We start from the raw sequence: 25,407 nt of genomic DNA on the forward strand, positions 1-25,407 counted from the left end.
ATGCTTGCCCTCGCGATCTTCATTGTGACCCTGGTGTTCGTCGTCTGGCAGCCGCGCGGGCTCGGCATTGGCTGGTCGGCGCTCGCCGGCGCCGGCGTCGCCCTGGCAACGGGCGTCGTAGGCTGGGACGACGTCGGTACGGTATGGGGCATCGTCTGGGATGCCACGTTCACCTTCGTTGCGCTGATCGTGATCTCCGTGATTCTGGACGAGGCCGGGTTCTTCGCCTGGGCGGCCCTGCACGTGGCGCGCTGGGGCGGCGGCAACGGCCGCAAGCTGTTTCCGCTGGTCGTTCTGCTCGGGGCCGCGATCGCCGCCATGTTCGCCAACGACGGTGCGGCCCTGCTGCTGACGCCGATCGTGCTGGCGATCCTGCTGCGACTGGATTTCCCGGCGGCTGGCGCGATGGCCTTCACCGTCACCTGTGGCTTCATCGCCGATACGGCCAGCCTGCCGCTCGTGGTGTCGAACCTGGTCAACATCGTCACCGCCAATTACTTCGGCATTCCCTTCGGCAGGTATGCCTCCGTCATGGTGCCGGTGAACCTGGTTTCGGTCGCCGTGACGCTGCTGGTGCTCTGGCTCTGGTTCCGTCGTGACATTCCTGCTCGATATCGCCTCGAGGCGCTGGAAGAGCCGCGGCAGGCGATCCGGGACCCGGCGATCTTCCGGTCCGCGTTTCCGCTGCTCGCCCTGCTGTTGATCGCGTACTTCGTGACCGCTCCGTTCGGCGTTCCGATCGCGCTGGTCACGAGCGTCGCAGCGGTACTCATGATGGCGATTGCCGGCCGCTGGGGCAGCGGCGGCCGCGGCGCGGGCATCGGCCTGACGAAGGTCCTGCTCGGCGCGCCCTGGCAGATCGTGCTGTTCTCGCTGGGCATGTACCTGGTCGTCTACGGCCTCGGGAATGCCTGGCTCACCAGCGCGTCCACGGCCGTCCTGACCTGGCTTGCCGCGCAGGGCTCGCTCGTGGCCACGATCGGGACCGGCGTTGCCGTCGCCATCCTCGCCTCGGTGATGAACAACATGCCGGCGACGCTCGTCGGTGCTCTGGCCATCGACGCGGCCGAAGTGCCGGCGCTGACCAGGGAATTGATGATCTACGCCAACGTCGTCGGCAATGACCTCGGCCCGAAGCTCACGCCGATCGGCTCGCTCGCGACGCTGCTGTGGCTCCACGTGCTGGCGGGCAAGGGCCAGCGGATCACGTGGGGCCAGTACATGAAGGTCGGGCTGATCCTGACTCCGCCCGTACTGCTGGCGACCCTGATCGCGCTCTGGATCTGGCTGCCGCTTGCACAGTGAGCGAAGCCGGCAGGCCTACGAATGAAAAAGGCGGCCTTCGGGCCGCCTTTTCTTCCGGCGCGCCGCGCGCCTTACTTCATGCGATAGGTGATGCGACCCTTGGTGAGGTCGTAGGGGGTCATTTCGACCTTGACCCTGTCGCCGGTGAGGATGCGGATGTAGTTCTTGCGCATGCGCCCGGAGATGTGGGCGATGATCTCGTGCCCGTTCTCAAGCTTCACGCGGAACATCGTGTTCGGAAGGGTTTCCGACACCGCTCCCTCGAATTCAATGACGTCGTCTTTCGCCATGCGTCCTGTACTGACCATTGCTGTGGGTCGGGCGCAAGGCCCGCAAGACGGCAATTGTCGCACGGACGGCCGTCCCGCGCAAAAGTTCCTCAGGCCGGGCGCGGCTGCGGCGCGCCGGACACCCCGCCCAGGGCCGCGACCGGCAGCCGCCCGAACGCGTCCGTCCAGGACCCCGGGCGCCCGGGCAGCACGGCGAGCCTGCGGACCTCGGCGAGAAAGCGCGCCCGCGGCCACGAGGCCGCGCCCAGGCTCACCAGGTGCGGGTTCTCGACCTGGGCATCGATCAGCGGCCAGTCCCATCCACGCAGCACGTGGGCCAGCGCCGCCAGCGCGACCTTGGAGCCGCCGCTGCGGGCGCTGAACATGCTCTCGCCAAAGAACATCCGGCCCACGGCCACGCCGTACAGCCCGCCGGCCAGGCGCCCTTCGCCGTCGCGCACTTCGATGGAGTGCGCATGCCCCAGCCGGTGCAGCCGGCAGTAGGCGGCACGCATGGCATCGGTGATCCAGGTCCCGTGCTGGCCGGCACGAGGAGCCCGGGCGCAGGCGAGCAGCACCGCGTCGAAGTCATGGTCGGCGACCACCGTCCAGTCGCAGCCGCGCAGCCGCCTGCGGAAGCGCGAGGACAGGCGCACGCCGTCGGTCGCGAACACCGTGCGCGGATCCGGCGACCACCACAGCAGCGGCTGGCCCTCGGAGTACCAGGGGAAGATGCCGTTGGCGTAGGCGTTCAGCAGGCGGGTGGCGGAGAGGTCGCCGCCGATGGCCAGCAGCCCGTCGGGCTCGCGCAGCGCGGATTCCGCCGGCGGGAACGGCGATTCCGGGTCGTTGCCCAGCAGCGGCGGGAGCAGCTCCATGCCTGCGGATTCTATGGGCCCGGCTGGTCCGGGGAACGGATGCCGCCCGTGGCCTGCCCGGGGCTCGTGGAGGCTGCCGGCGCACGGAACGGCGAGCGCCGCGCCAGCCACGCCGCCTGCTGCCGGGTGGCTTCGGCCTCTTCCGCGCACCAGTCGCGCAGTGCACCGCGGAAGCCTGCATCCGCGATCCAGTGACGGCTGCGCACGAAGGCGGGCAGGAACCCGCGCGCGATCTTGTGCTCGCCCTGGGCCCCCGGCTCGAAGCGCTGCAGGCCTTCGCGCAGGCAGTATTCGATGCCCTGGTAGTAGCAGGTCTCGAAGTGCAGCCCGGGAAGCTGCCGGCTGGCGCCCCAGTAGCGTCCGTACAGCGTGTCGGCGCCGCGCATGCAGAGCGCACCGGCGATGGCTTCGCCGTCCAGGTCGGCCAGCACCAGCACCAGTGCGCGCGGCATCGCGGCGGCGAGGTGGTGCAGGAACTCCAGGGTCAGCGCCGGTGCGTTGCCGTAGTCGGCAAAGGTCTCCAGGTAGAAACGGTGCATGGCCGCCAGGTCGCATGCGTCGGCCTCGTCGCCGTGCAGCACCCGGAAGGTGACGCCGGCGCGCCGCACCTTCGCCCGTTCCTGGCGGATGTTCTTGCGATGACGATGATCCATGTCGCCGAGGAAGGCGTCGAAGTCCGGCCAGCCGGCCTCGTTGTGCCAGTGATACTGGACGTCGGTGCGCGGCAGCCAGCCGTCGTCGAAGGCGGCGTCCTCGCCCGCGGTGTGGAAGTTGACGTGCGCCGAGGACAGGCCGAGGGCCATGGCGTCTTCGACGATCGCGTCGGGCAGGGCGCGCCGCGCGGCGTCGTCACGCGCCAGCAGCCGTGGCCCGGTCACCGGCGAATAGGGCACGGCCCCCAGCCACTTCGGGAAGTAGTCGAGCCCGTGCCGCGCATAGGCATGCGCCCAGGCATGGTCGAACACGAACTCGCCGTGCGAATTGGTCTTCAGGTAGCCCGGTGCCGCGGCGACCAGGCGATCGCCGTCCCACAGCGTCAGGTGCCGCGGCGTCCAGCCCCACTGCGGACGCAGGCAGCCATGCCGCTCCAGTCCCCCCAGGAACGCATGTGCGACGAAGGGGTTCGCACCGTCGTGCAGCCCGTCCCACGCCGCGGCGGGGACCTGCGCCAGCGATTCGAAGATGCGTGCCCGAAACGCGTGTCCTGCCACGGTTCTACGCGGATGTCCGTGGGGCAGGCCGGGGCTGGTCATGCCCCGGGCGAGCCTTCGTCGTCATCGCGTCGGTCCGCGTCTGTCCGCATGGATCCGTGGCGGAGGATCAGCTGTCCTTGTCGAGGAAGCGTTCGGCATCCAGCGCCGCCATGCAGCCGAAGCCGGCCGAGGTGATGGCCTGGCGATAGACCTGGTCGGCGACGTCGCCGGCCGCGAACACGCCCTTGACCGAGGTCTCGGTGGCGCCGCCGGCAAGTCCCGAGCGGATTTCCAGGTAGCCGTTGTTCATCGCCAGCTGGCCTTCGAACAGCGACGTGTTCGGCGTGTGGCCGATGGCGACGAAGAAACCGTGCACGTCGATCTCGCGGGTGCTCTCGTCCTGCACCGACTTCAGGCGCAGCCCGGTGACGCCGGCCTCGTTGCCCAGCACCTCGTCGACGACGTGGTGCCAGACCGGCTCGATCTTCCCGGCGTCGATCTTGGCCTGCAGCTTGTCCTGCATGATCTTCTCCGCGCGCAGGGTGTCGCGGCGGTGCACCAGGTAGACCTTGCGGGCGATGTTTGACAGGTACAGCGCTTCTTCCACGGCGGTGTTGCCGCCGCCGACCACGGCCACGTCCTGGTCCTTGTAGAAGAAGCCGTCGCAGGTGGCGCAGGCGGAGACGCCGCGGCCCTTGAACTTCTCCTCCGACTCCAGGCCCAGGTACTTGGCGGTGGCACCGGTGGCGATGATGAGCGCGTCGGCGGTGTAGTCGCCGTTGTCGCCCTTGAGGCGGAAGGGACGCTGCGAGAGGTCGGCCGAGTGCACCTGGTCGAACACCACTTCAGTCTCGAAGCGCTCCGCGTGCGCCTGCATCCGCGCCATCAGGTCCGGGCCCATCAGGCCGTGGGCATCGCCCGGCCAGTTGTCGACTTCGGTCGTGGTCATCAGCTGGCCGCCCATCTGCAGGCCGGTGACGACGACGGGCTTGAGGTTGGCGCGGGCGGCGTAGACGGCGGCGGTCCAGCCGGCAGGGCCGGAACCGAGGATCAGCAGGCGGCAGTGCTTGGAAGTGGTCATGTATACTCGAAAGCCATGGAATCACGGCGTTGGGAAGCCCATAGCTTGGCGGCGCCGGCGCGGCAAGACAAGGCGCACGCGGGCACGGGCGGTGCAACGCAGGGTTCCCGACAGCACCAGGACGAAACGCCGCGCATGCGGCGTTTTTTTGTGCGGGAACGGAGAGCGGGATCGAAGACGGAGAAGGGCTGATGCGCATCGGCGTTCCGAAGGAAACCAAACCGCAGGAAGGGCGCGTGGCGCTGGTGCCGGGCGCCGCCGGCGACCTGGTCAAGCGCGGCCACGAGGTGTGGCTGGAGCACGACGCCGGCGCGAAGTCCGGCTTCGCCGATGACGACTACAGCGCCCTGGGCGTGCACATCGCCCCCGACGCCGCGGCCCTGTACGAGCGGGGCGAGCTGATCGTCAAGGTCAAGGAACCCATCGCCGGCGACCTCGAGCACCTGCGCCGCGACCACCTGCTGTTCTGCTACCTGCACCTGGCCGCCGAGCCCGCGCTGACCGGCCGGCTGCTCGACATCGGCCTGACCGGCGTCGCCTTCGAGACCGTCGAACTGCCCGGCGGCGAGCTGCCGCTGCTGGCACCGATGTCGGTGATCGCCGGGCGCATCGGCGTCCAGGTCGGCACCCAGCTGCTGCACATGCCGATGGGCGGCAAGGGCAAGCTGCTCGGCGGCCTGCCGTCGACCGGGCGCGGCAGCGTCGTGGTCTTCGGCGCGGGCAGGGCCGGCGGCGCCGCGGCGGCACTGGCCGCGGCCGGCGGCGCCAACGTGACCGTCTTCGAGATGCGCCCCGACCGCATGGAGCAGATGACGCAGCTGGGCCACAACGTCACCGCGCTGTACCCGTACCACGACGTGGTCGCGCGCTCGGTCGCGCACGCCGACCTGGTGGTTGGCGCGGTGCTGGTGACGGGCGCCAAGGCACCGAAGGTGCTGACCCGCGACATGGTCGCCGGCATGGAGCCGGGCAGCGTGCTGGTGGACATCGCCATCGACCAGGGCGGCTGCTTCGAGACCTCGCGCCCGACCACCTGGGAGGCGCCGACCTACGTGGAGGAGGGCGTGACGCACTTCTGCGTGACCAACATGCCCGGGGCCGTGCCGCGGACTTCGTCGCAGGCGATCTGCGCGGCGATCCTGCCCTGGGTGGACCGCCTGGCGAGCGGTCGCGACCCGGCCTCGGATCCGGCGCTGGCGCGCGGCATCAACGTGGCCGATGGCAGGCTGGTGCATCCCGCACTGCTCGAGATGTCCCCCTGAGCACGCATGCACGCGGAGTATGAGTAGAATCATCCCATTGCGAGCATTTCTTAAGGTCTGATCACACGTGGCAGCACGCCCCGCAATGGAACGCGGCTCCCGCCGCAAGCGCAAGGCGGCGCCCGCGGCGGCCGCAACGGCCCCCAATCCCCGCCGGCAGAAGCTGCTGCGCGACATCGCGCTGATCGCGATCGCGCCGCTGCTGGTGTACCTGCTCGCCTGCATGGTCACGTACTCGCCAAGCGATCCGGGCTGGAGCAACGCCGGCAGCCTCACCGCGCCGCTCAACAACGCCGGCGGCCGCGTCGGTGCCTGGGTGGCCGACGTGGTGCTGGGCCTGTTCGGCCACGTGGCCTTCGTGCTGCCGCTGATCCTGGGCGCGGTGGCGTGGATCGCGCTGTTCGGCATGGACACCGACGGCGACGGCCAGGCGGATCTCGGCCCGGCGCTGCGCCTGGTCGGTATCGTCGGCTTCATCGTCTCCTCCACCGGCCTGCTGTACCTGCGCATCGGCGCGGTGGAAGGCTACTCCGCCGGCAGCGGCGGAATCCTCGGCCGACTGGTCGGCAACTCGCTGTATTCGGCGTTCGGCCCGGTGGGCGGCAACCTGTTCCTGCTGGCACTGCTGCTGGTGTCGGTGACGCTGGCCACGGGCCTGTCCTGGTTCAAGGTGATGGACGCGCTCGGCGGCTGGGTGATCAAGCTGCCGGCGCTGTTCCGCCGCGGCAGCAAGCAGGCCAGTGAATGGCAGGAGGCGCGCGCGCACCGCGAGGAGCGCACCGAGGTCCGCAAGATCGACACCGAACTGCGGGCGAAGCGCGAGAAGGTGAAGATCGAGCCGCCGCCGGCGCCGGTGGTGGAAAAGAGCGACCGCGCCAGGCGCGAGCAGCAGATCCCGCTGTTCAACGTCGGCGACGGCGGCGGCGTCCCGCCGCTGGCGCTGCTGGACGATCCCAAGCCGCAGCCCAAGGGCTACGACGAGGAGACGCTGGAAACGCTGTCGCGGCAGATCGAGTTCAAGCTCAAGGACTTCCGCATCGATGCCCAGGTGGTCGGTGCCTATCCCGGGCCGGTGATCACGCGCTTCGAGATCGAGCCGGCGCCGGGCATCAAGGTCAGCCAGATCAGCTCGCTGGACAAGGACATCGCCCGCGGGCTGTCGGTGAAGTCGGTGCGCGTGGTCGACGTGATCCCGGGCAAGTCGGTGATCGGCCTTGAAACGCCGAACACGCACCGGGAGATGATCTACCTGTCCGAGCTGCTGCGCTCGAAGGAGTACGACAAGTCATCCAGCCCGCTGACGCTGGCGCTGGGCAAGGACATCGCTGGCCGGCCGACGGTGGCCGACCTCGCGCGCATGCCGCACCTTCTGGTCGCCGGCACCACCGGTTCGGGCAAGTCGGTGGCGGTGAACGCGATGGTGTTGAGCCTGCTGTACAAGGCCTCGGCCAAGGACCTCAGGATGCTGATGATCGACCCGAAGATGCTGGAGCTCAGCGTCTACCAGGGCATCCCGCACCTGCTGGCGCCGGTGGTCACCGACATGAAGGAGGCCGCGAACGGCCTGCGCTGGTGCGTGGCCGAGATGGAGCGCCGCTACAAGCTGATGAGCGCGGTGGGCGTGCGCAACCTCGCCGGCTTCAACAAGAAGGTGCGCGACGCGCAGGAGGCCGGCCAGCCGCTGCTGGATCCGCTGTTCAAGGCGAACCCCGAAATCGACGAGGTCGCCCAGCCGCTCGACACGCTGCCGTTCATCGTCATCTTCATCGACGAATTCGCCGACATGATGATGATCGTCGGCAAGAAGGTGGAGGAGCTGATCGCCCGCCTGGCGCAGAAGGCGCGCGCCGCCGGCATCCACCTGATCCTGGCCACGCAGCGGCCGTCGGTGGACGTGATCACCGGCCTGATCAAGGCCAACATCCCCACGCGCATCGCCTTCCAGGTGTCGTCGAAGATCGACTCGCGCACCATCCTCGACCAGTCCGGCGCGGAAACGCTGCTCGGCCACGGCGACATGCTGTACCTGCCGCCGGGCACGGCGATGCCCGAACGCGTGCACGGCGCCTTCGTGTCCGACGAGGAAGTGCATCGCGTGGTCGAGAACCTCAAGCAGTCCGGCGGCGGCCCCGACTACATCGAGGGCGTGCTGGAGGAAGTGCAGAGCATGGGCGACGGCGTGGTGGTCGGCGCGACCGGCCTGCCGGAGTCCAGCAGCAGCGGCGACGAGAGCGATCCGCTCTACGACGAGGCGGTGCGCGTGGTCACCGAGACCCGCCGCGCGTCCATCTCCGGCGTGCAGCGCAGGCTCAAGATCGGCTACAACCGCGCCGCGCGCCTGGTCGAGGCGATGGAGGCCGCCGGCGTGGTCTCGGCGCCCGAGCACAACGGCGACCGCAGCGTCCTTGCACCCCCACCCCCGCAGTAGCCCGTACGCCCCAAGCCCCAAATGTAGGAGCAGCTACAGCTGCGACCCGCGGCATGCAGCGGTGTCGCGGCGATGCCGGTCGCAGCTGTAGCTGCTCCTACACTCGCATTCAGCCCCACACCCGCACACTCGCCGCGCATCTCCCAGCGAAGGAGCTTCCGATGATCCGAATGCGCTACTGGCTGGCCGCGCTGGCCCTGGCCTCCACCCTCGCCGGCACCGCGTTCGCCGGTGCGCGCGACAACCTCGATGCCTTCAGCAAGGGGCTGAAAGGCCTCGACGGCAGCTTCGAACAGAAGCTCTACGACCTGGACGGGCGCCTGAAGGAGACCTCGAAGGGCCGCATCGCGCTGTCCGCGCCGCGGCTGTTCCGCTGGGAGTACGCCACCCCCTACGAGCAGCTGATCGTCGCCGACGGCGAGAAGGTCTGGGTGTTCGATCCGGACCTCGACCAGGTCACCGTGCGTCCTCAGGGGCCCGAGGAGCAGAACAGCCCGCTCGCGGCCCTGGTCGATCCGGCGCGCCTGGAGCGCGACTTCAACGTCCGCGAGGGCGGCGAGGCGGACGGCCTGTCCTGGCTGCTGCTGTCGCCGCGCGATGCCGAGCAGGCCAGCTTCAGCAGCGCCCGCCTGGGCTTCAGTGGCCAGGCGCTGGTGCGCATGGAAGTGGTCGACACCCTGGGCCAGCGCACCGAGCTCGCGTTCAGCGGCTGGAAGCGCAATCCGGCCTTCGACCGCGCGACCTTCCGCTTCGTGCCGCCGGCCGGTGTGGACGTGGTCGGCGAAGGCTGACGCCGGCGCTGCGGCGGACACGAGCCGCAGCGGCGGGCTGACAGCACGGACGGCGCGGCGGGTGGCCCCCTCCGCGCCGTTCTCGCGTTACAGGGAACGTAGCTCCTTCCACCAGCGTCGTTTCCATGCCGGCAGTCCACCACGCCCCGCTGTTGCTCCTGGCCATGCTGCCCGCCGTCGTCGCCCCGTGCGCGCTGGCAGGCACAGGGGAGGGCACGGCCAGGGGTGGGGGGGCTGCCGACACCATCTCCATGCCCGTGCCGGCGGCCGACCAGGCCCAGGCCGCGGTCGCCGCAGTGCTCGTGGCCACGCTGGGCGAGCGCTTCGATGACCCCATGCTGGAACTGCGGCTCGGGCCGGCGAGCCTGGAACCGGGCGCGGCGGGCGAGCCGGTCGTGCAGGGCGTGGGCCAGCTGCGCCTGGGCGGAGCAGGGCAGGACTGGCTCGCCTTCCACTATCGGAGCCGCTACGACGCCACCTTCGGCACCGCCGGGTATCCGGACATCACCCTGGGCGGTGACGGCGAGGCCGCAGGCGAACGCTTCGTGCCCAACGATGCAAGGCTGGTGGGGGAGCTGGAAGCGCGGATCGCCACGGAGTTCGAGTCACTGCCCGGCGCCGGCCGCGTGTTCCTCCAGCTCGACGACATCAGCAGCATCCAGTCGGGCCAGCGCTTCCTGCGCATCGACGCCAGCGGCATCGCCGACTTCGGGCCCGGCGGCAGCACCGCGGCGCACGTGGACGCCATCTACGACCTCCAGGCCGGGCACTGGCTGAGCATCGAACACGAACTCGCGCCCAACATCGTCGCGCACGACGACGGCGGCACCGCGGGCTACTGAGCGCGCAGCGCGGGGCCGGGCCGGGCTTGGTATCGTGGCCGCCCCCGATCCCGCGGATGCGACGTGTCCCGCAAGCCAGTCCCGGACGCCGGCCCCGGCCTCCTGCCCCCAGACACCGACGCGCTCGCGCTGCGCCCGCTGGCCGAGCGCATGCGCCCGCGCACGCTCGACGAGATGGTCGGGCAGCGGCGGCTGCTTGCCCCGGGCACCGCGCTGCGCCGCGCGGTGGAATCGGGGCGCGTGCATTCGATGGTGCTGTGGGGGCCGCCGGGCTGCGGCAAGACCACGCTGGCGCTGCTGCTGGCCGAGTACGCCGACGCCGAGTACCGCGCGATCTCGGCCGTCCTGACCGGGCTGCCGGACGTGCGCAAGGTACTGGCCGAAGCCGAGCACACCTTCGCCGGTGGGCGCCGCACGGTGCTGTTCGTCGACGAGGTGCACCGCTTCAACAAGGTGCAGCAGGACGCGTTCCTGCCGCACATCGAGCGCGGCACCATCATCTTCGTCGGCGCCACCACCGAGAATCCCTCGTTCGAGCTCAATTCCGCGCTGCTGTCGCGCTGCCGCGTGCACGTGCTGGAAGCGGTGTCGGCCGAAGACATCGAGGTGGCGCTGCGGCGCGCGCTGGACGACGACGCCCGCGGCCTCGGCGGGCGCGGCATCGCCATCGGCGACGGCCAGCTGCGGCTCATCGCCACGGCCGCCGACGGCGACGTGCGCCGCGCGCTCACCCTGCTCGAGATCGCCGCCGAGCTCGCCGGCGACGGCGGCACCATCACCGACGAGACCCTGGGCCAGGTGCTGGCCGACCGCAGCCGCCGCTTCGACAAGGGTGGCGACCAGTTCTACGACCAGATCTCGGCGCTGCACAAGTCGGTGCGCAGTTCCAACCCGGACGCCGCGCTGTACTGGCTGGCGCGCATGCTCGACGGCGGTGCCGACCCCGCCTATCTCGCGCGTCGCCTGACCCGGATGGCGGTCGAGGACATCGGCCTGGCCGACCCGCGTGCGCTCACCATGTCGCTGGAAGCCTGGGACGCCTACGACCGCCTGGGCAGTCCCGAAGGCGATCTCGCGCTCGCCCAGGTGGCGGTGTACCTGGCCAGCACCGCGAAGTCGAACGCCGCCTACAAGGCCTTCGGCGAAGCGAAGCGCGACGTGGCCGAGTACGGCAGCGCCGAAGTCCCGATGCACCTGCGCAACGCGCCGACGAAGCTGATGAAGCAGCTCGGCCATGGCGCCGGCTACCAGTACGACCACGATGCCGAAGGCGGCGTGGCGCTCGGCCAGACCGGCTTCCCCGACGCGATGGGCGAGCGCGTCTACTATCGCCCGGTCGAACGCGGCCTGGAGATCAAGCTGCGCGAGAAGCTGGAACGCCTCCGCGCCGCCCGAACCCAACGCACCAACCCCCCGTAGGAGCAGCTACAACCGCGTCCAGACGGCCACCCCCTGTAGGAGCAGCTACAGCTGCGACCAGACCCGCCAAGCGCCTGCAGGACCGGCTTGCAGCCACAACCACCAGCCACCTCAAGGCGGCGGCAGACATCCCAGCGCCGCCAGCGGCCCCGCCAGCGCCGGAATATGCATCAGCCACGGCGCCGCGATCGTCAGCACACCCGCGCCCAGCACGACGCCCCCCACCGCCATCCGCCACGGACCGCGCTGCAGCCACTGCCCCAGGCGCGCGCCGGACCAGGTCAGCGAGACCATCAGCGGCAGCGTGCCCAGCCCGAACGCCGCCATGGTCAGCGCGCCGTTGCGCGCGTCGGCCTGCAGCCAGGCCGCGGCCAGCATGGTGGTGCTGAGTCCGCAGGGCATCCAGCCCCAGAGCACGCCGAGTGCGATCCGCTTGGCCGCGGTGTCGGCCGGCACCAGCGGCGCCTGCAGCCGGCGCAGGCGCTGCCAGAGCGCCGTGCCCGGACGGCCGAGGAAGGACAGGCGGCCGCTGCGGTCCAGCAGCCGCAGCGCCACCAGCACCAGCACCGCGCCCACCAGCATCCGCGCACCGAACGCGAGCCAGGGACTGCGTGCCGCCGCCAGGATCCCGCCACCGATGCCGCCGGCGACCGCGCCCGCGAGCACATAGCCGCCCACGCGCCCGAGGTTGGGCTGCATCGCCGTCCACCAGCCGCGGCTGCCGCCCATGGCCGAGAAACCCGTGGCGATGCCGCCGCACATGGCGGCGCAGTGCACGCCGCCCATCAGCCCGGTCAATAGCGCGGCGCCGATGGCGAGCCAGTCAATCGGCATTGTCGGGCCCGGGCTCGACGGAACCGCGCGGAACGTCCGCCGCGCCCGATCCGGAAGCCGGCACGTCCGCGCTGTCGTCGCGCAGGATGTCGATGGCGGCCGCGTCCAGGTTCTCGAACTGGCCCTTGCGCACCGCCCAGCGGAAGGCCCAGATCGCGAGCAGCAGCAGGCCGAGGCTCATCGGGATGAGGAAAAGCAGGATGTTCATGCGGCCTGAATCCGCGCCAGGCGCAGCGCATTGACGGTGACGATCAGCGACGACAGGGCCATGCCCAGCGCCGCCACCCAGGGCGTGACCAGGCCCGCGGCCGCCAGCGGGATGGCGACGAGGTTGTAGCCGAGCGCCCAGGCCAGGTTCTGGCGCACGATGTTGCGCGTGCGCCGGGCCAGCGCGACCGCGGCCGGGATGCGCAGCAGCGAGGGCGCGGTCAGCACCAGGCTGGCCGCGCGGTGGGCGAGGGCGGCGCCGCTGCCGATCGCGATCGAGACGTCGGCGCCGGCCAGCACCGGCGCGTCGTTGAGCCCGTCGCCGACCATCGCCACCACGCGGCCGTCGGCCTGGAGCGCGCGCACGCCGGCGAGCTTGTCCTCCGGCGACTGGCGCGATGCGGCCCGGTCGATGCCCAGCCGGTCGGCGAAGGCGTTCACCGGGCCCGACGCGTCGCCGCTGGAGAGGTGCACCTCGACGCCCTGGCCGCGAAGCCCGGCGATCGCGGCCGCGGCGTCGGCGCGCGGGGGCTCCTCGAGCACGAAGCGCGCGGCGGCCTCGTGGCCGTCGCCCAGCCAGAGTGCGCCGTCGTCGATGCGCCCGGCGGCGAACTCGGCGCGCCCCAGGCGCCAGCCGCGCCCTTCGACCATACCCGCGATGCCCTGGCCAGGATGCTCTTCAACATCGACGGCACCCAGGCCCGCATCCTGGCCCTCGAACGCGCGTGCGATCGGATGCAGGCTGTCGCGCTCCAGCGCCGAGGCGATGGCCAGCACGTCTTCGACGTCGAATCCGCCGAAGGCCTCCACGCGCGCCAGCGTCGGCCGGCCGCTGCCGAGCGTGCCGGTCTTGTCGAAGACGATGTCCGTGGCCGCGGCGAGCGAGCCGAGGGCGTCGGCGTCGTTGGCCAGCACGCCCAGCTTCGCCAGCGCACCGTGGGCGACGGTGATCGCGGTGGGCACGGCGAGCGACAGCGCGCAGGGGCAGCTGATCACCAGCAGCGCCAGCGTGACCTCCAGCGCCCGCGACGGATCGTGGAAGCGCCAGCCGATGTAGACCAGGACCGCCACCACCAGGATCCCGGCGACGAAGCGGCCGGAGATCGCGTCGGCCAGCTGCGCGACGCGCGGGCGGTGCGATTGGGCGCGCTCGACCAGGGTCTCGAGTTCGGACAGCCGGGTGCCGGCGCCCACGCGCTCGACGAGGATGCGCGCCGGCGCCTCGCGGCAGACCGTGCCGGCGTAGATGGTGTCGCCGAGCTTGTGCAGGACCGGATGGGCTTCGCCGGTCAGCAGCGCTTCCTCGAAGCGCGCCGGGGCGTCGAGCAGGCGTCCGTCGGCGGGCACCGCGTCGCCGGCCGCGACGCAGGCGATGTCGCCGGCAACGAGCGACGCGGTCGGCACCACCTCGCGGCTGCCGTCGGCCAGCTCGCGCGTCGACAGCGCCGGTCGCGCGCGCGCCAGCGTATCGACCTGGGCTACCGCGATGCGGCGCGCACGCTGTTCGAGCATGCGCGCGCCCAGCAGCAGGAAGACGAACATCACCGCCGCGTCGTACCAGACGTGGGTGCCGCCGCGCAGCGTCTCCCAGACGCTGGCGAAGTAGGCCAGCAGGGTGGAGCTGGCGATCAGGGTGTCCATGCCCAGGTGGCGGTTGCGCAGCTCGCGCAGCATCCCGGCGATGAACGGCCAGCCGCACCAGAACACCACCGGCGTCGACACCAGGAAGGTGATCCAGCGCAGGAAGTCGCGGGTGGCGACCGGCATCTGCTGGTAGATGTCCAGGTACAGCGCCTCGGCGAACATCATCGCCTGCATCGAGGCCAGGCCCGCGATGCCGATGCGCACCAGGTCGCGGTTGCGCTGCGCGCGGCGCTCGCGCTCGCGGTCGGTGCCGGTGGCGAGGTAAGGCACGTAGCCGAGCGCGGCCAGCCGGCGCAGCGGGCCCGACAGCGCGGCGACCGCCGGGTCCCAGGTGATGCGCACGCGGCCGGTCACGGCGTTGGCCACGACCTCCACCACGCCCGGCTCGCGGGCCACGGCGCGGTCGATCAGCCAGGCGCAGGCGGCGCAGCGCATGCCGTCGGTGAGCACGGTGATCTCGCGGCCGCCGTCGACGTCGCGGACGTGGCCGGCCTGGATGTCGTCGCGGTCGAACGCGGCCAGCTGCGCTTCGAGGTCGACCACGGCGCGACCCGCGGGCTCCGAGCGCAGCCGGTAGTAGTCGACCAGGTTGGCGTCGCGGATCCACTGTGCGGCCGCGGCGCAGCCGTCGCAGCAGAAGCGGCGGGACTGGCCGTCGACGTGGGCGGTGGCGGGGGTCGCGGGCAGCGGTTCGCTGCAGTGGAAGCAGCCGGCATCCCCACCCTGCGCGTCGCGCACGGCGGCGGCCGTGGCGACCGCGCCCGCGCTCACCTCACCCCTGCTCGCCGGAGAGGGCCGGCTTCACGTGGGCGGCGCGCTGGCCCGCCGGCAGGCGGCCCTGCAGGCGCCACGGCATGCCTTCCGGCATCACTTCCAGCTTCCAGTCGTGATCGAGCGGAAGCTCGACCGCGGCCCGCCAGCCGTTGTCCGCGGGCTCGGCGCGGAGCTCCAGGTCGGAGGCGGCGAGGGTGGGGTGGCGCAGCACCAGGCGCAGCGGCTGCTGGCGCTGGTAGTCGCCGGTCACCGGCAGCACCTCGATGAAGCCTTCGTCGACGCGCACGATTGCGCTCAGGCGCAGGTCGCGCGCGCGCGCGTCCGGGCTGAGGTCGGCCACCTGGATCTGCGCGGTGCGCGAAACCACGTCGCCGACGGAATCGCTGGAATCGCGCGCCGCAAGGCTGACCAGGATCACGCCGGCGACCACCGAGGCCGCGGGCAGGCCCAGCACCAGCCACATCATCGGCTCGCGCCAGAAGGGTCGTTTCCTGTCGTCTGTCATCACATCGGTCCGAAGAAGCTGCTGTCGACCGTCTCGCTGGCCCCGCCGTCGATGGTCTCGACGCGGAAGGTCAGCGGCTGGCGGCCCTTGATGGAGTCCGGCGCGGTGACGATCACCGGGACGCTGATCACCTGCTGCGCGCCGGCGCGCACCGCGTCGAGCCCGCTGCCGCGCAGTTCGATGCCGGGGGCGACGTCCTCGATCACGATGCGATAGGTGGCCTCGTCGTCGCTCTTGTTGACCACCTTGATGGTGTAGTCGTTCTCGACCTCACCGCCGCCGACCGCGCGGTAGAGCGCGTTGCGGTCGCGCAGCACCTCGACGATCAGCGGGCTGCGCGTGTTCACGCCCACCACCCAGGCCACGGCCAGCGCCAGCAGCAGGGCGCCGTAGATGAGCACGCGCGGGCGCGCGATGCGGGTGGGCTTGCCGTCGATGGCGTTCTGGGTGCTGTAGCGGATCAGGCCGCGCTCGAAGCCCATCTTGTCCATCACCGCGTCGCAGGCGTCGATGCAGGCGCCGCAGGCGATGCACTCGTACTGCAGGCCGTTGCGGATGTCGATGCCGGTCGGGCACACCTGCACGCACATGGTGCAGTCGATGCAGTCGCCGAGCTCGTCGGGCGCGAACTTCGGCAGCGGCTCGGCCACCTGGCCGGCCTCGCCGAGGGTGATCGTGCCCGCGGCCTGCACGCGGTTGTCGGCCGCGGTCGGGTGCAGCGCCGAGCGGAACACGTAGTCGTAGGCGGTGACCTGGTCGAGCAGGGCGCGGCCGCGCGCGGCGATGCTGCCCAGGCCGCGCTTGCGCGGGCCGCGCGGCTCGCCGCGCATCGGGTCGTAGGCGATGATCAGGGTGTTGCGGTCGAACATCGCGCTCTGGAAGCGCGCGTAGGGGCACATGTACTTGCAGACCTGCTCGCGCAGGAAGCCGGCGTTGCCCCAGGTGGCCAGCGCGTAGAACAGCACCCAGAAGGTTTCCCAGCCGCCCCATTCGAAGGGCACCAGGCGCGCGCCCAGCTCGGTGATCGGGGTGAAGAAGCCGACGAAGGTGAAGCCGGTCCACAGCGCGAACACCGCCCACAGCGCGTGCTTGGCGCCCTTGCGCAGCACTTTCTCGCGCGTCCACGGGCCGGCGTCGAGCTTCATGCGCTTGTTGCGGTCGCCCTCGGTCCAGCGCTCCATCCACAGGAACACTTCGGTCCACACCGTCTGCGGGCAGGCGTAGCCGCAGAACAGGCGTCCGGCCAGGGCGGTGAAGAAGAACAGCGCCAGCGCCGCGATGATCAGCAACAGCGCCAGGAACAGGAAGTCCTGCGGCCAGAAGGTCAGCCCGAAGACGTGGAACTTGCGCGCCGGCAGGTCGAACAGCACCGCCTGGCGGCCGTCCCAGCGCAGCCAGGGGAAGACGTAGAACATGCCCAGCAGCCAGAACACGGCGGCAACGCGCAGGGTGTTCAGGCGGCCGGAGACCTCGCGCGGATAGACCTTGCGCTCGCTGACGTACATCGAGCCGCCGGTGTCATCGGCCAGCTCCAGGGGAATGCGACGGCTCACTGCTTGTCCGGGGGGAGTGCCCTGTTGAAGCGGCTCGAGGGCCGCAGGAGGATCCAGGTGAACAGGCTCGAGGCCGCGGTCGCGACCCAGAACATGAAGAAGGCGATCGAGTAGCCCAGGCTGCGGCTCATCTGCAGCTCGGGGAAGGTGATGTCACGCAGCGCGAGCGGGTCGACGAAGGCCGAGAAGACCATCGTCGACACGCCCGCGGCGAAGAAGCTGGGCCACAGGATGGCGCCGACCCGCTGCGCCATGGGGCGCGGCGGGTGGTCGAAGCCGGGGCCGGGGGCGGCGCTCACTGGGCCTCCGGCGACTGCTCCCGGCCGGCGGTGTTGCTGGACAGCGACCAGACGTAGGACGCCACCAGCCGCGAGCGGGTCTCGCCCAGCAGGTCGCGGTGCGCCGGCATGACGCCGTGGCGGCCATTGCGGATGGTCTCCATGATCGACTCCACGGAGTTGCCGTACATGGCGTAGCCGTCGGTCAGGTCCGGGGCGCCCAGGTCCTGGTTGCCCTTGCCGTCGATGCCGTGGCAGGCCACGCAAACGCCTTCGTACAGGCCCTTGCCCTGCGCGGCGAAGAAGTCGTTCTCGGGCACTTCGCCGGCCAGCGAGCGGACGTAGGTGGCCACCGAGAGCACGGCGTTCTCGCCGCCCATGCCGGTGAGCACCGTGCCCCACTCGGGCATCACGCCTTCGCGGCCGTCGAGCACGGTCTGCAGGACCTGCTCCTCGGAGCCGCCCCAGTGCCAGATGTCGTCGGTCAGGTTGGGGTAGCCCACCGCGCCCTGCGCGGACGAGCCGTGGCAGGTGGCGCAGGTGTTGGCGAAGATCGCTCGGCCCAGCTCAACGGCGCGCGGGTCGCCGGCGAGCTCGGAGATCGGGCGGCCGTCATAGGGGCGGAAGGTCTCGGCCAGGACCGCGTCCTGCTTCGCCTTGTCCGCGTCGTGCTCGGCCGCCGACGTCCAGTTGCCGAAGCCCTTGAAGTTGCCCAGGCCCGGGTACCACAGCAGGTAGGCCACCGAGTACACCATGGTCAGGTAGAAGCCGATGATCCACCAGCGCGGCAGCGGCTTGTTGTACTCGGTGATGTCGCCGTCCCATACGTGGCTGGTTTCGTCGGGCTTGGGGTCGCCGGGGCGGCGGCGGCTGGTCCAGGCCAGCAGGCCCCACAGGCCGAGCAGGTTCAGCACCACCAGTGCGATGACGTAAATGCTCCAACCGGTGCTCATTGCCGCGGCTCCTCGGCGTCGTCTTCAAGGGGCAGCCTTGCGGCCGCGTCGAACATGGCCTTGTGCGAAGGCCTCCAGATGAATGCCCAGCCGCCGACGAACAGCAGCAGCAGCGCCAGGGTGATGATGCCTCCGGTCATTGCGCGGCCTCCTGCGCGCCCGTGGTGGACGCTGCAGCGGCGGCGGTCGGCGCGTGCCTGCCCAGGCCCTGCAGGTAGGCGACGACGGCGTCGAGCTCGGTCTTGCCGGCCACCGCTTCGGTCACGCCGGCAAGGTCCTCGTCGGTGTAGGGATCGCCCAGGCGGCGCAGGTTGCGCATGTTGCGCTCGACCTTCGCCGGGTCGACCTCGGCGTCGGCCAGCCAGGAGAACGACGGCATGTTGGATTCCGGCACCACCGCGCGCGGGTCGATCAGGTGCACGCGGTGCCAGTCGTCGGAGTAGCGGCCGCCGACGCGGGCGAGGTCCGGCCCGGTGCGCTTGGAGCCCCACTGGAACGGCCGGTCATAGACCGACTCGCCGGCCAGCGAGTAGTGGCCGTAGCGCTCGGACTCGAAGCGCAGCGTGCGCACCATCTGCGAGTGGCAGTTGTAGCAGCCCTCGCGGACGTAGACGTCGCGGCCGGCGAGCTCGAGCGCCGGGTAGGGCTCGACGCCGTCCAGCGGCTCGATCGCCTCGGCCTGGTACATCAGGGGCACGATCTCGGCGAGGCCGCCGAAGGACACGGCGATCGCGACGAGGATGATCATCAGGCCGATGTTCTTCTCGACCTTCTCGTGGGCGTTGGGCGGCGGGGTGGTCTTGTGGTCGCTCATGTCAGGCTGCCTGGGTCGAAGCGCGGGCGCTGGAGGGGTCGGGCGGCATCACCGGATGCGCGGCGGGGGCCTTGGCCGCCTGGAAGGTCTTCCAGGTGTTGACCGCCATCAGGACCATGCCGGAGAGGATGAGCAGGCCGCCGCCAAGGCGCACGAGGTAGTACGGATAGGTGACGTTGAGGGCCTCGACGAAGCTGTAGGTCAGCGTGCCGTCGGCGTTGGTGGCGCGCCACATCAGGCCCTGCATCACGCCGGCGATCCACATCGAGACGATGTAGAGCACGACGCCGATGGTGTGCAGCCAGAAGTGCACGTCGATCCACTTGACCGAATGCATCTCCTTCAGGCCGAGCACGCGCGGCATCAGCGAGTAGATCGAGCCCACGGTGATCATCGCCACCCAGCCGAGCGCGCCGGCGTGCACGTGGCCGACGGTCCAGTCGGTGTAGTGCGACAGCGAGTTGACCGTCTTGATCGACATCATCGGCCCCTCGAAGGTCGCGATCATGTAGAACGACAGCGCCACGATCAGGAACTTCAGGATCGGGTCGGTGCGCAGTTTGTACCAGACACCCGACAGGGTCATGATGCCGTTGATCGCGCCGCCCCAGCTGGGTGCCAGCAGGATCAGCGAGAACACCATGCCCACCGACTGCACCCAGTCGGGCAGGGCGGTGTAGTGCAGGTGGTGCGGGCCGGCCCACATGTAGACCGCGATCAGCGCCCAGAAGTGCACGATCGACAGGCGGTAGGAGTAGACCGGGCGGCCAGCCTGCTTGGGCACGAAGTAGTACATCATGCCGAGGAAGGCGGTGGTCAGCAGGAAGCCCACGGCATTGTGGCCGTACCACCACTGCACCATCGCGTCGACCGCGCCGCTGTACACCGGGTACGACTTGTCGAAGCCGGACGGGATGGCGATGTTGTTGACGATGTGCAGGATCGCGATGGTGATGATGTACGCGCCGAAGAACCAGTTCGCCACGTAGATGTGGCTGACCCGGCGCTTGGCGATCGTGCCGAAGAACAGCACCGCGTAGGCCACCCACACCACGGCGATCGCCCAGTCGATGGGCCATTCCAGCTCCGCGTATTCCTTGCCCTGGGTCATGCCCAGCGGCAGGGTGATGACCGCGGCCACCAGGATCGCCTGCCAGCCCCAGAACACGAAGGACGCCAGCCGGTCGGAGATCAGGCGCACGTGGCAGGTGCGCTGCACCACGTACAGGCTGGTCGCGAACAGCGCCGAAACGCCGAAGGCGAAGATCACGCCATTGGTGTGCAGCGGGCGCAGGCGGCCGTAGCTGAGCCACGGAATGCCTTCACCGAGGGTGGGCCAGTACAGCTGGGCGGCGATGAGGACGCCGACAGCCATGCCGACGATGCCCCAGATCACGGTTGCGATCGTGAACTGGCGCACCACCTTGTCGTTGTAGTAGCCGGACCTGGCTGCGTCGTTGACGCTGAGGGCGGCCGGGGCCGCGGTGGCTGGGGTCGAGGACATGGGCAGATGACCTTGGTTTGCGTGTGTGGATTCTCCGGCTCCGCACTGCATCCCGGATTGATCGTGGTCAATTCAGGAGCCGGTCCGCGCAACACCCGCCGTAGAGAAGGCGTGCGGGCCGAACGGCCAGGCGGGGCAGGGAGTGATGTTGCGCTGCACATTATAGGCCCCGTGAACGCGAAAGGGCGCGCCGGAGCGCGCCCTCGGAAGGGCATCCGCGCCGCTGCACGCGGCGCGGCCCCGTGGCTCAGGGGGTGACGACCAGCTTGCCCTTCATCAGCGCGGCGTGGCCGGGGAAGGAGCAGAAGAAGGCGTAGTCGCCGCCGGCCTTCAGCTTGCTGCCGGGGAAGGAGGCCTTGGTGCTGGCGCCGCCGCCGATCATGTCGGTGGCACCCAAGACCTTGGCGTCGCCGGCGGGCAGGTAGCCCGCGGCGGCACCGGCCTTGGCGCCCGCGGCGTTGATCGCCTGGACGTCCGCCGTTGCGGCCACGACAACGTTGTGTCCCATCGCCGCGGCCGGCAGCTTGCCGGTGTGCTCGAGCTCGATGCTGATGGTCTTGCACGCGGCCGAGACCGTGATTTCCTTCTGGTCGAACTGCATGCGGTCGTCGCCCTTGAGCTTGATCGTGCAGTTGGACGCCATCGCGGTGCCGCCGAAGGCGAGCAGGCCGAGGCCGAGGGTGGCGATGATGAGCTTCTTCATGGGGGTTCTCCTGTGGGACTGGATGGGGTGGGTGTCCACCGCATGGACACAGTATCGGCGGCCGGGCGGTTCCCGGCCATGACATGGGTCAAGCGGCCAGCATCAGCCAGGCGATGCCGCCGGGGTGGTGCGCGCGGGCGACGGAGTACATGAAGCCGAACACCGCCAGGGCGCCGACGTAGCAGGCCAGGCGCGCGCCTGCGCTGCGACCCGGACGCAGCGCCATGAACCCGAGCACGATGTAGACGACAAGCAGCACGATCTTGACCGCCAGCCAGCCGTTGGCGAACAGCGCACCGGGCAGGATGGTGACCAGCATCAGCGCCGCCGTGAGCAGGGTCGTGTCGATGGTGTAGCTCAGGTAGCGCACCGGCGCGACCAGCGCCAGGCGCTGCTGCCCGACCTGGGCCAGCAGGCCGCGCAGCGCGAACAGCAACCCGCTGGCCATGACCGCGGCGACGTGGACCCACTTGATGTGCGGATAGAACTCGATCATGGCCTCAGCCCTGCCTGCCGTCGGCGCGGGGCGAGAGGTAGATCCGGCCGATCCGCGCCACCCAGGGCGAGAGCGCCACCAGCCAACCGGCCGCAGCCACCGCCCACCACAGGCCCGGATCGGCGGAGACGTCGGCGAGGATGCGCGCCACCGTCACCAGCTGGATCGCCGCGAACGCGAACCAGGCCACGGCCGGCATCTCGATCTTCCTGCCCGAGTGGCCCTGCGTGACCCGCGTGACCATGGCCACCAGCAGGCTGCCGAAGAAGCCCACGAACAGCGCGTGCGCCGGCGCGCGCCCGAGGATGAAACCCTCGCCTGCGAAGTAGGCCAGGCTCTGCGCGGAGTAGAGCGCGAACGTGACCGGCAGCCAGGCCAGGCCGAGGAACAGCACCGCCAGGATCCCCGGCTTCGGCCCGCGCGGCCACCAGCGCCACAGCGCCAGCAGCGACAGCGCCAGCAGCGGCAGGTCGGCCAGCCACAGCCAGGCATAGGCATGCACCAGCTCCAGGCCCAGGTGCACCACGCACAGCGCCCAGAACGCGGCCAGCAGCCACATCGGGCGCCACGCCACGTAGCCCTTCACCACGTTGCCGGCGAAGAAGGGGAACATCCGGTGCGCCACCGTCAGGTACACCGGCAGCAGCAGGCCGAAGGTGCCGATCTTGATGCTGGCGAAGATCCACTGCGGGCTGCCCGTGAGCAGGCCGGCGCCGAACGCCGCCAGGCCCAGCCAGCCCAGCACCAGCGCGGCGAAGCAGGAGCGCGCATGCCAGGTGCGGTTGCGATCGCGGAGCACCAGATCGCCGAGGAAGCACAGCCCCGCCAGCCAGCCCGCGAGCGTCATCGCCACGCCCACTTCGATGCCGGCCGGCGCGCCGAGCGCACCGAGCAGCACCGCGACCTGGCCACCGAACATGCCCAGGCCCACCGGCACGTAGTGCCAGCGCACCGCATCGGGCAGTCCCATCCAGCGCGGGAAGGTGGTCAGCAGGAAGCCGAAGATGAAGCTCGGCAGCATCTGGTACTGCATGACGATGGCATGCAGCCAGCCGGCGTAGGGCTCGGGCTGCGGCATCGACAGCAGTCCGGGCCAGCGGCTTGCCAGCAGCCAGGCGGTCCACCAGGCCATGGCCAGCAGCACGTTGCCGGCGCCGACGAAGAACATGATGCGGTGGGGGGCGGCGGCGAGCAGCCGCGGAGAGAGGCGGGCGTCAGGGCGTGTATCCATGGCGCAAGTGTGGGCCATCGGGCTTTGCGAGGGCCTTGATCCAGGTCACCGCAGCCGCGGCTTGCCGCCGGCGGTCGCCGCTGCTGCACGAAACAGGAAAGGGGGCGGACTTTCGTCCGCCCCCTCGGGTCACGCATCGCCTGCAAGGATCAGGCTTCGTTGGCGACCGTGCCTGCCGGGAGCTTTTCGCGGCGGCCCGGCGACAGCCAGAGCGAGGCCACGAACAGGCCGATCAGCAGCGCGCCGCAGGCGAAGACCACGTCGCCCGGCGTGCGCATCCACACCAGCACGTCGATGATCGGACGGCCCATGAACTCGGCCGAACGCGCGAACCAGTAGCCGTCGTTGATGCTGGCTTCGAGCTGCAGCACGCCCAGCGGCAGCAGGGTCAGCACCGTCATCAGGGCCAGGCCGATGTTGAGCGCCCAGAAGCCCGAGCGCAGCAGGCCCTCGCGCCAGACCAGGTCGGGCTTCAGGCCACGCAGGCAGTACAGCATCAGGCCGATGCCGAGCATGCCGTACACCCCGAACAGCGCGGTGTGGCCATGGGCCGCGGTGAGGTTGGTGCCCTGCATGAAGTACAGCGCGATCGGCGTGTTGATCAGGAAGCCCAGCAGGCCGGCACCGATCAGGTTCCAGAAGCTCACCGCCAGGAAGCACATGATCGGCCACTTGTAGCGCTCCATCCACTTGGTGGCGCGGCCGTTCTGCCAGGTCTCGTAGGCCTCCCAGCCGATCAGCGCCAGTGGCACCACTTCCAGCGCCGAGATGCTGGCGCCCACCGCGATCACCGCCGTGGTCGTGCCGGCGAAGTACAGGTGGTGGAACAAGCCCAGCACGCCGCCGGCCATGAAGATGATGGTGGCGAACAGCACGCTGTTGGTCGCCGTCCGGCCGCGCACCAGGCCCAGCTTGACGAAGATGAAGCTGATCACCGCGACCGCGAACACCTCGAAGAAGCCCTCCACCCACAGATGCACGATCCAGAAACGCCAGTAGGTGATGATCGAGATGTGCGAGTGCTCGCGCCACATCAGGCCGGCCGCGTACAGCAGGCCGATCGCGACCACCGACAGGAACAGCAGGCCGGCGATCGAGGACATTTCGTCCCGGCGCTTGAGCGCGGGCCACAGCGCACGCCCCATCAGCGTCAGCCACAGCAGCAGGCCGATGAACAGGTAGATCTGCCAGAAGCGGCCGATGTCGGTGTACTCCCAGCCCTGGTGGCCGAACCAGAAGTTCTTGTCCAGGCCGAGCTTGTTCATCACCGCCATCCACTGGCCGGCGAAGGAACCGACCACGATCAGGATCAGGCTGATGAACAGGAAGTTGACACCGAAGCGCTGGAACTTCGGCTCATGCCCCGAGATCGCCGGCGCCAGGTACAGGCCGGTGCCCAGCCAGGCGGTCGCGATCCACAGGATCGCCAGCTGCGTGTGCCAGGTGCGGGTGAGGGTGTAGGGCAGGTATTCCGCCAGTGCGAAGCCGTAGGCGGCCTGGCCTTCGACCTGGTAGTGCGCGGTGGTCGCGCCCAGCAGGATCTGCACCAGGAACAGCGCCACCACCAGCCAGAAGTACTTGGCCACCGCGCGCATCGACGGCGTCACCGCGATCGACAGCGAAGGGTCGGTCTTCGGCGGCACCAGCGGCGTTTCCTTGCCGTGGTTGACCGCGTAGTGCCAGACCAGCAGCGCGATGCCGGCGATCATCAGCAGGATGCTGAAGAGCGACCACATCAGGCTGGTCGAGGTCGGCGTGTTGCCCACCAGCGGGTCGTGCGGGAAGTTGTGGGTGTAGCTGATGTCGCTGTCCGGGCGCTCGGTGACCGTGGCCCACGAGGCCCAGAAGAAGAAGCCCGACATCAGGCGCCGGTGCTCGGCGTCCGGGATCGGGTTCTCGCGCAGGGCGTAGGTCTCACGCAGGTGCGCGCTGGCCGGGTCGTCCGAGAACACGCTGTCGTAGTGCGCGCTCACCACCTCGATGGCGCGGGCGCGCTCGTCGCTGATGACGATGACGTCGCCGAGCGCGTCGTAGGTGTTGGCGCGGAGGGCGGGGCGCAGCTGCGTTTCCAGGCGCGCCTGGTCGTCCGCGGGCAGCGCGTCGTACGCGCGTCCGTACTGCGCCTGCGCACGGGCGTCGAGCATCGCCAGCGCCTCCCGGTGCAGCCATTCGGCCGACCAGTCGGGGGCGAGCAGGGCGCCATGGCCCCAGATCGAACCGATCTGCTGGCCGCCGAAGCTCTGCCAGACCTGGCGGCCGGTCTCGAGCTCCTCCTTGGTGAAGACGACCTGGCCGCTCTCGGTCACGATCTTCGAGGGGAGCGGCGGTGCTTTCTGATGGATCTCGCGACCCATCCACAACATGACGGCAAAGGTGACTATCAGCAGGGCCGACAAGCCCCACCACAGCCGTTTGGTGGTATCCATTCAACCTCTCCAGGGAC

At 70.1% G+C, this 25,407-nt stretch carries 24 protein-coding genes; 6 read left to right on the plus strand and 18 right to left on the minus strand.

Annotation, left to right across the window (positions count from 1 at the left end; genetic code table 11):
- Entirely contained in the window at window positions 1-1,305 is a 1,305-nt protein-coding gene (locus IE168_RS03385; protein ID WP_189495211.1) for an arsenic transporter, read from the plus strand.
- A gap of 71 nt (window positions 1,306-1,376) precedes the next feature.
- Here IE168_RS03385 and infA read toward each other — a convergent pair whose 3' ends face one another.
- The 4 genes from infA to trxB form a co-directional block, all read right to left on the minus strand.
- A complete protein-coding gene (gene infA / locus IE168_RS03390; protein WP_055248081.1) occupies window positions 1,377-1,595 on the minus strand; it encodes a translation initiation factor IF-1 in 219 nt (72 codons plus the stop codon).
- Window positions 1,596-1,684: 89 nt separating this feature from the next.
- Window positions 1,685-2,452, minus strand: coding sequence for a leucyl/phenylalanyl-tRNA--protein transferase (aat, locus tag IE168_RS03395; RefSeq protein WP_189495213.1), 768 nt, complete (start codon window positions 2,450-2,452; stop codon window positions 1,685-1,687).
- A gap of 11 nt (window positions 2,453-2,463) precedes the next feature.
- Window positions 2,464-3,663 carry a GNAT family N-acetyltransferase gene (locus IE168_RS03400; RefSeq protein WP_386660298.1) on the minus strand — a complete coding sequence of 400 codons (1,200 nt, stop codon included), beginning with the start codon at window positions 3,661-3,663 and terminating at the stop codon, window positions 2,464-2,466.
- Between the two features lie 109 nt (window positions 3,664-3,772).
- Entirely contained in the window at window positions 3,773-4,726 is a 954-nt protein-coding gene (gene trxB / locus IE168_RS03405; protein ID WP_189495217.1) for a thioredoxin-disulfide reductase, read from the minus strand.
- A 191-nt stretch (window positions 4,727-4,917) separates the two neighbouring features.
- Here trxB and ald point away from each other — a divergent pair, with 191 nt between their 5' ends.
- From ald to IE168_RS03430, 5 genes are all read left to right on the plus strand, one after another.
- Window positions 4,918-5,988 carry an alanine dehydrogenase gene (gene ald / locus IE168_RS03410; protein ID WP_189495219.1) on the plus strand — a complete coding sequence of 357 codons (1,071 nt, stop codon included), beginning with the start codon at window positions 4,918-4,920 and terminating at the stop codon, window positions 5,986-5,988.
- Window positions 5,989-6,073: 85 nt separating this feature from the next.
- Window positions 6,074-8,416, plus strand: coding sequence for a DNA translocase FtsK (locus IE168_RS03415; RefSeq protein WP_189495221.1), 2,343 nt, complete (start codon window positions 6,074-6,076; stop codon window positions 8,414-8,416).
- Window positions 8,417-8,577: 161 nt separating this feature from the next.
- On the plus strand, window positions 8,578-9,207 hold the full coding sequence (gene lolA, locus IE168_RS03420) for an outer membrane lipoprotein periplasmic chaperone LolA (protein WP_189495223.1): 630 nt from the start codon (window positions 8,578-8,580) through the stop codon (window positions 9,205-9,207).
- A gap of 251 nt (window positions 9,208-9,458) precedes the next feature.
- Window positions 9,459-10,049: a hypothetical protein gene (locus IE168_RS03425; protein WP_189495225.1), complete on the plus strand. Its 591-nt coding sequence runs from the start codon at window positions 9,459-9,461 to the stop codon at window positions 10,047-10,049.
- A 150-nt stretch (window positions 10,050-10,199) separates the two neighbouring features.
- Complete coding sequence (locus tag IE168_RS03430; RefSeq protein ID WP_189495317.1) at window positions 10,200-11,468, plus strand: replication-associated recombination protein A; 1,269 nt, start codon at window positions 10,200-10,202, stop codon at window positions 11,466-11,468.
- Window positions 11,469-11,579: 111 nt separating this feature from the next.
- On the opposite strand, the gene IE168_RS03435 is transcribed toward IE168_RS03430, so the two are convergent.
- From IE168_RS03435 to IE168_RS03500, 14 genes are all read right to left on the minus strand, one after another.
- Entirely contained in the window at window positions 11,580-12,302 is a 723-nt protein-coding gene (locus IE168_RS03435; protein ID WP_189495227.1) for a sulfite exporter TauE/SafE family protein, read from the minus strand.
- On the minus strand, window positions 12,292-12,510 hold the full coding sequence (gene ccoS / locus IE168_RS03440; RefSeq protein ID WP_189495229.1) for a cbb3-type cytochrome oxidase assembly protein CcoS: 219 nt from the start codon (window positions 12,508-12,510) through the stop codon (window positions 12,292-12,294). The genes IE168_RS03435 and ccoS overlap by 11 nt, the downstream gene beginning before the upstream one ends.
- On the minus strand, window positions 12,507-14,924 hold the full coding sequence (locus tag IE168_RS03445; protein WP_229823050.1) for a heavy metal translocating P-type ATPase: 2,418 nt from the start codon (window positions 14,922-14,924) through the stop codon (window positions 12,507-12,509). The genes ccoS and IE168_RS03445 overlap by 4 nt, the downstream gene beginning before the upstream one ends.
- 1 nt (window position 14,925) lies before the next feature.
- Window positions 14,926-15,432, minus strand: coding sequence for a FixH family protein (locus IE168_RS03450; protein WP_189495230.1), 507 nt, complete (start codon window positions 15,430-15,432; stop codon window positions 14,926-14,928).
- Window positions 15,432-16,985, minus strand: coding sequence for a 4Fe-4S dicluster domain-containing protein (locus IE168_RS03455; protein ID WP_229823057.1), 1,554 nt, complete (start codon window positions 16,983-16,985; stop codon window positions 15,432-15,434). The genes IE168_RS03450 and IE168_RS03455 overlap by 1 nt, the downstream gene beginning before the upstream one ends.
- Window positions 16,982-17,239, minus strand: coding sequence for a hypothetical protein (locus tag IE168_RS03460; RefSeq protein ID WP_189495323.1), 258 nt, complete (start codon window positions 17,237-17,239; stop codon window positions 16,982-16,984). Before IE168_RS03460 ends, IE168_RS03455 begins: the two co-directional genes overlap by 4 nt.
- Before the next feature lie 41 nt (window positions 17,240-17,280).
- Entirely contained in the window at window positions 17,281-18,216 is a 936-nt protein-coding gene (gene ccoP / locus IE168_RS03465; RefSeq protein WP_189495232.1) for a cytochrome-c oxidase, cbb3-type subunit III, read from the minus strand.
- Window positions 18,213-18,356 carry a cbb3-type cytochrome oxidase subunit 3 gene (locus tag IE168_RS03470; protein WP_189495234.1) on the minus strand — a complete coding sequence of 48 codons (144 nt, stop codon included), beginning with the start codon at window positions 18,354-18,356 and terminating at the stop codon, window positions 18,213-18,215. Before IE168_RS03470 ends, ccoP begins: the two co-directional genes overlap by 4 nt.
- A complete protein-coding gene (gene ccoO, locus IE168_RS03475) occupies window positions 18,353-19,030 on the minus strand; it encodes a cytochrome-c oxidase, cbb3-type subunit II (RefSeq protein ID WP_189495236.1) in 678 nt (225 codons plus the stop codon). Before ccoO ends, IE168_RS03470 begins: the two co-directional genes overlap by 4 nt.
- 1 nt (window position 19,031) lies before the next feature.
- Window positions 19,032-20,534, minus strand: coding sequence for a cytochrome-c oxidase, cbb3-type subunit I (gene ccoN, locus IE168_RS03480; RefSeq protein ID WP_189495238.1), 1,503 nt, complete (start codon window positions 20,532-20,534; stop codon window positions 19,032-19,034).
- Between the two features lie 247 nt (window positions 20,535-20,781).
- Entirely contained in the window at window positions 20,782-21,237 is a 456-nt protein-coding gene (azu, locus tag IE168_RS03485) for an azurin (protein ID WP_189495240.1), read from the minus strand.
- An 88-nt stretch (window positions 21,238-21,325) separates the two neighbouring features.
- Window positions 21,326-21,733 carry a SirB2 family protein gene (locus IE168_RS03490; RefSeq protein WP_189495242.1) on the minus strand — a complete coding sequence of 136 codons (408 nt, stop codon included), beginning with the start codon at window positions 21,731-21,733 and terminating at the stop codon, window positions 21,326-21,328.
- A gap of 4 nt (window positions 21,734-21,737) precedes the next feature.
- A complete protein-coding gene (locus tag IE168_RS03495; protein ID WP_229823058.1) occupies window positions 21,738-22,964 on the minus strand; it encodes an NnrS family protein in 1,227 nt (408 codons plus the stop codon).
- 149 nt (window positions 22,965-23,113) lie between these two features.
- On the minus strand, window positions 23,114-25,390 hold the full coding sequence (locus IE168_RS03500) for a nitric-oxide reductase large subunit (protein ID WP_189495246.1): 2,277 nt from the start codon (window positions 25,388-25,390) through the stop codon (window positions 23,114-23,116).
- Window positions 25,391-25,407 lie beyond the last annotated feature (17 nt).

It is taken from the genome of Luteimonas padinae, from assembly GCF_014652935.1.
Lineage (GTDB): Bacteria > Pseudomonadota > Gammaproteobacteria > Xanthomonadales > Xanthomonadaceae > Luteimonas > Luteimonas padinae.

Excerpts from the sequence above, each read along its gene's own strand:
- IE168_RS03385 (WP_189495211.1), top strand. The coding sequence starts at position 1 with ATGCTTGCCCTCGCGATCTTCATTGTGACCCTGGTGTTCGTCGTCTGG.
- IE168_RS03430 (WP_189495317.1), top strand. The coding sequence starts at position 10,200 with ATGCGCCCGCGCACGCTCGACGAGATGGTCGGGCAGCGGCGGCTGCTT.
- ccoP (WP_189495232.1), bottom strand. The coding sequence starts at position 18,216 with ATGAGCACCGGTTGGAGCATTTACGTCATCGCACTGGTGGTGCTGAAC.
- IE168_RS03500 (WP_189495246.1), bottom strand. The coding sequence starts at position 25,390 with ATGGATACCACCAAACGGCTGTGGTGGGGCTTGTCGGCCCTGCTGATA.
- IE168_RS03460 (WP_189495323.1), bottom strand. The coding sequence starts at position 17,239 with ATGGCGCAGCGGGTCGGCGCCATCCTGTGGCCCAGCTTCTTCGCCGCG.
- IE168_RS03495 (WP_229823058.1), bottom strand. The coding sequence starts at position 22,964 with ATGGATACACGCCCTGACGCCCGCCTCTCTCCGCGGCTGCTCGCCGCC.
- IE168_RS03415 (WP_189495221.1), top strand. The coding sequence starts at position 6,074 with ATGGAACGCGGCTCCCGCCGCAAGCGCAAGGCGGCGCCCGCGGCGGCC.
- IE168_RS03490 (WP_189495242.1), bottom strand. The coding sequence starts at position 21,733 with ATGATCGAGTTCTATCCGCACATCAAGTGGGTCCACGTCGCCGCGGTC.
- ccoN (WP_189495238.1), bottom strand. The coding sequence starts at position 20,534 with ATGTCCTCGACCCCAGCCACCGCGGCCCCGGCCGCCCTCAGCGTCAAC.
- trxB (WP_189495217.1), bottom strand. The coding sequence starts at position 4,726 with ATGACCACTTCCAAGCACTGCCGCCTGCTGATCCTCGGTTCCGGCCCT.
- infA (WP_055248081.1), bottom strand. The coding sequence starts at position 1,595 with ATGGCGAAAGACGACGTCATTGAATTCGAGGGAGCGGTGTCGGAAACC.
- ald (WP_189495219.1), top strand. The coding sequence starts at position 4,918 with ATGCGCATCGGCGTTCCGAAGGAAACCAAACCGCAGGAAGGGCGCGTG.
- IE168_RS03470 (WP_189495234.1), bottom strand. The coding sequence starts at position 18,356 with ATGACCGGAGGCATCATCACCCTGGCGCTGCTGCTGCTGTTCGTCGGC.
- IE168_RS03435 (WP_189495227.1), bottom strand. The coding sequence starts at position 12,302 with ATGCCGATTGACTGGCTCGCCATCGGCGCCGCGCTATTGACCGGGCTG.
- IE168_RS03450 (WP_189495230.1), bottom strand. The coding sequence starts at position 15,432 with ATGACAGACGACAGGAAACGACCCTTCTGGCGCGAGCCGATGATGTGG.
- ccoO (WP_189495236.1), bottom strand. The coding sequence starts at position 19,030 with ATGAGCGACCACAAGACCACCCCGCCGCCCAACGCCCACGAGAAGGTC.
- azu (WP_189495240.1), bottom strand. The coding sequence starts at position 21,237 with ATGAAGAAGCTCATCATCGCCACCCTCGGCCTCGGCCTGCTCGCCTTC.
- aat (WP_189495213.1), bottom strand. The coding sequence starts at position 2,452 with ATGGAGCTGCTCCCGCCGCTGCTGGGCAACGACCCGGAATCGCCGTTC.
- lolA (WP_189495223.1), top strand. The coding sequence starts at position 8,578 with ATGATCCGAATGCGCTACTGGCTGGCCGCGCTGGCCCTGGCCTCCACC.
- ccoS (WP_189495229.1), bottom strand. The coding sequence starts at position 12,510 with ATGAACATCCTGCTTTTCCTCATCCCGATGAGCCTCGGCCTGCTGCTG.
- IE168_RS03425 (WP_189495225.1), top strand. The coding sequence starts at position 9,459 with ATGCCCGTGCCGGCGGCCGACCAGGCCCAGGCCGCGGTCGCCGCAGTG.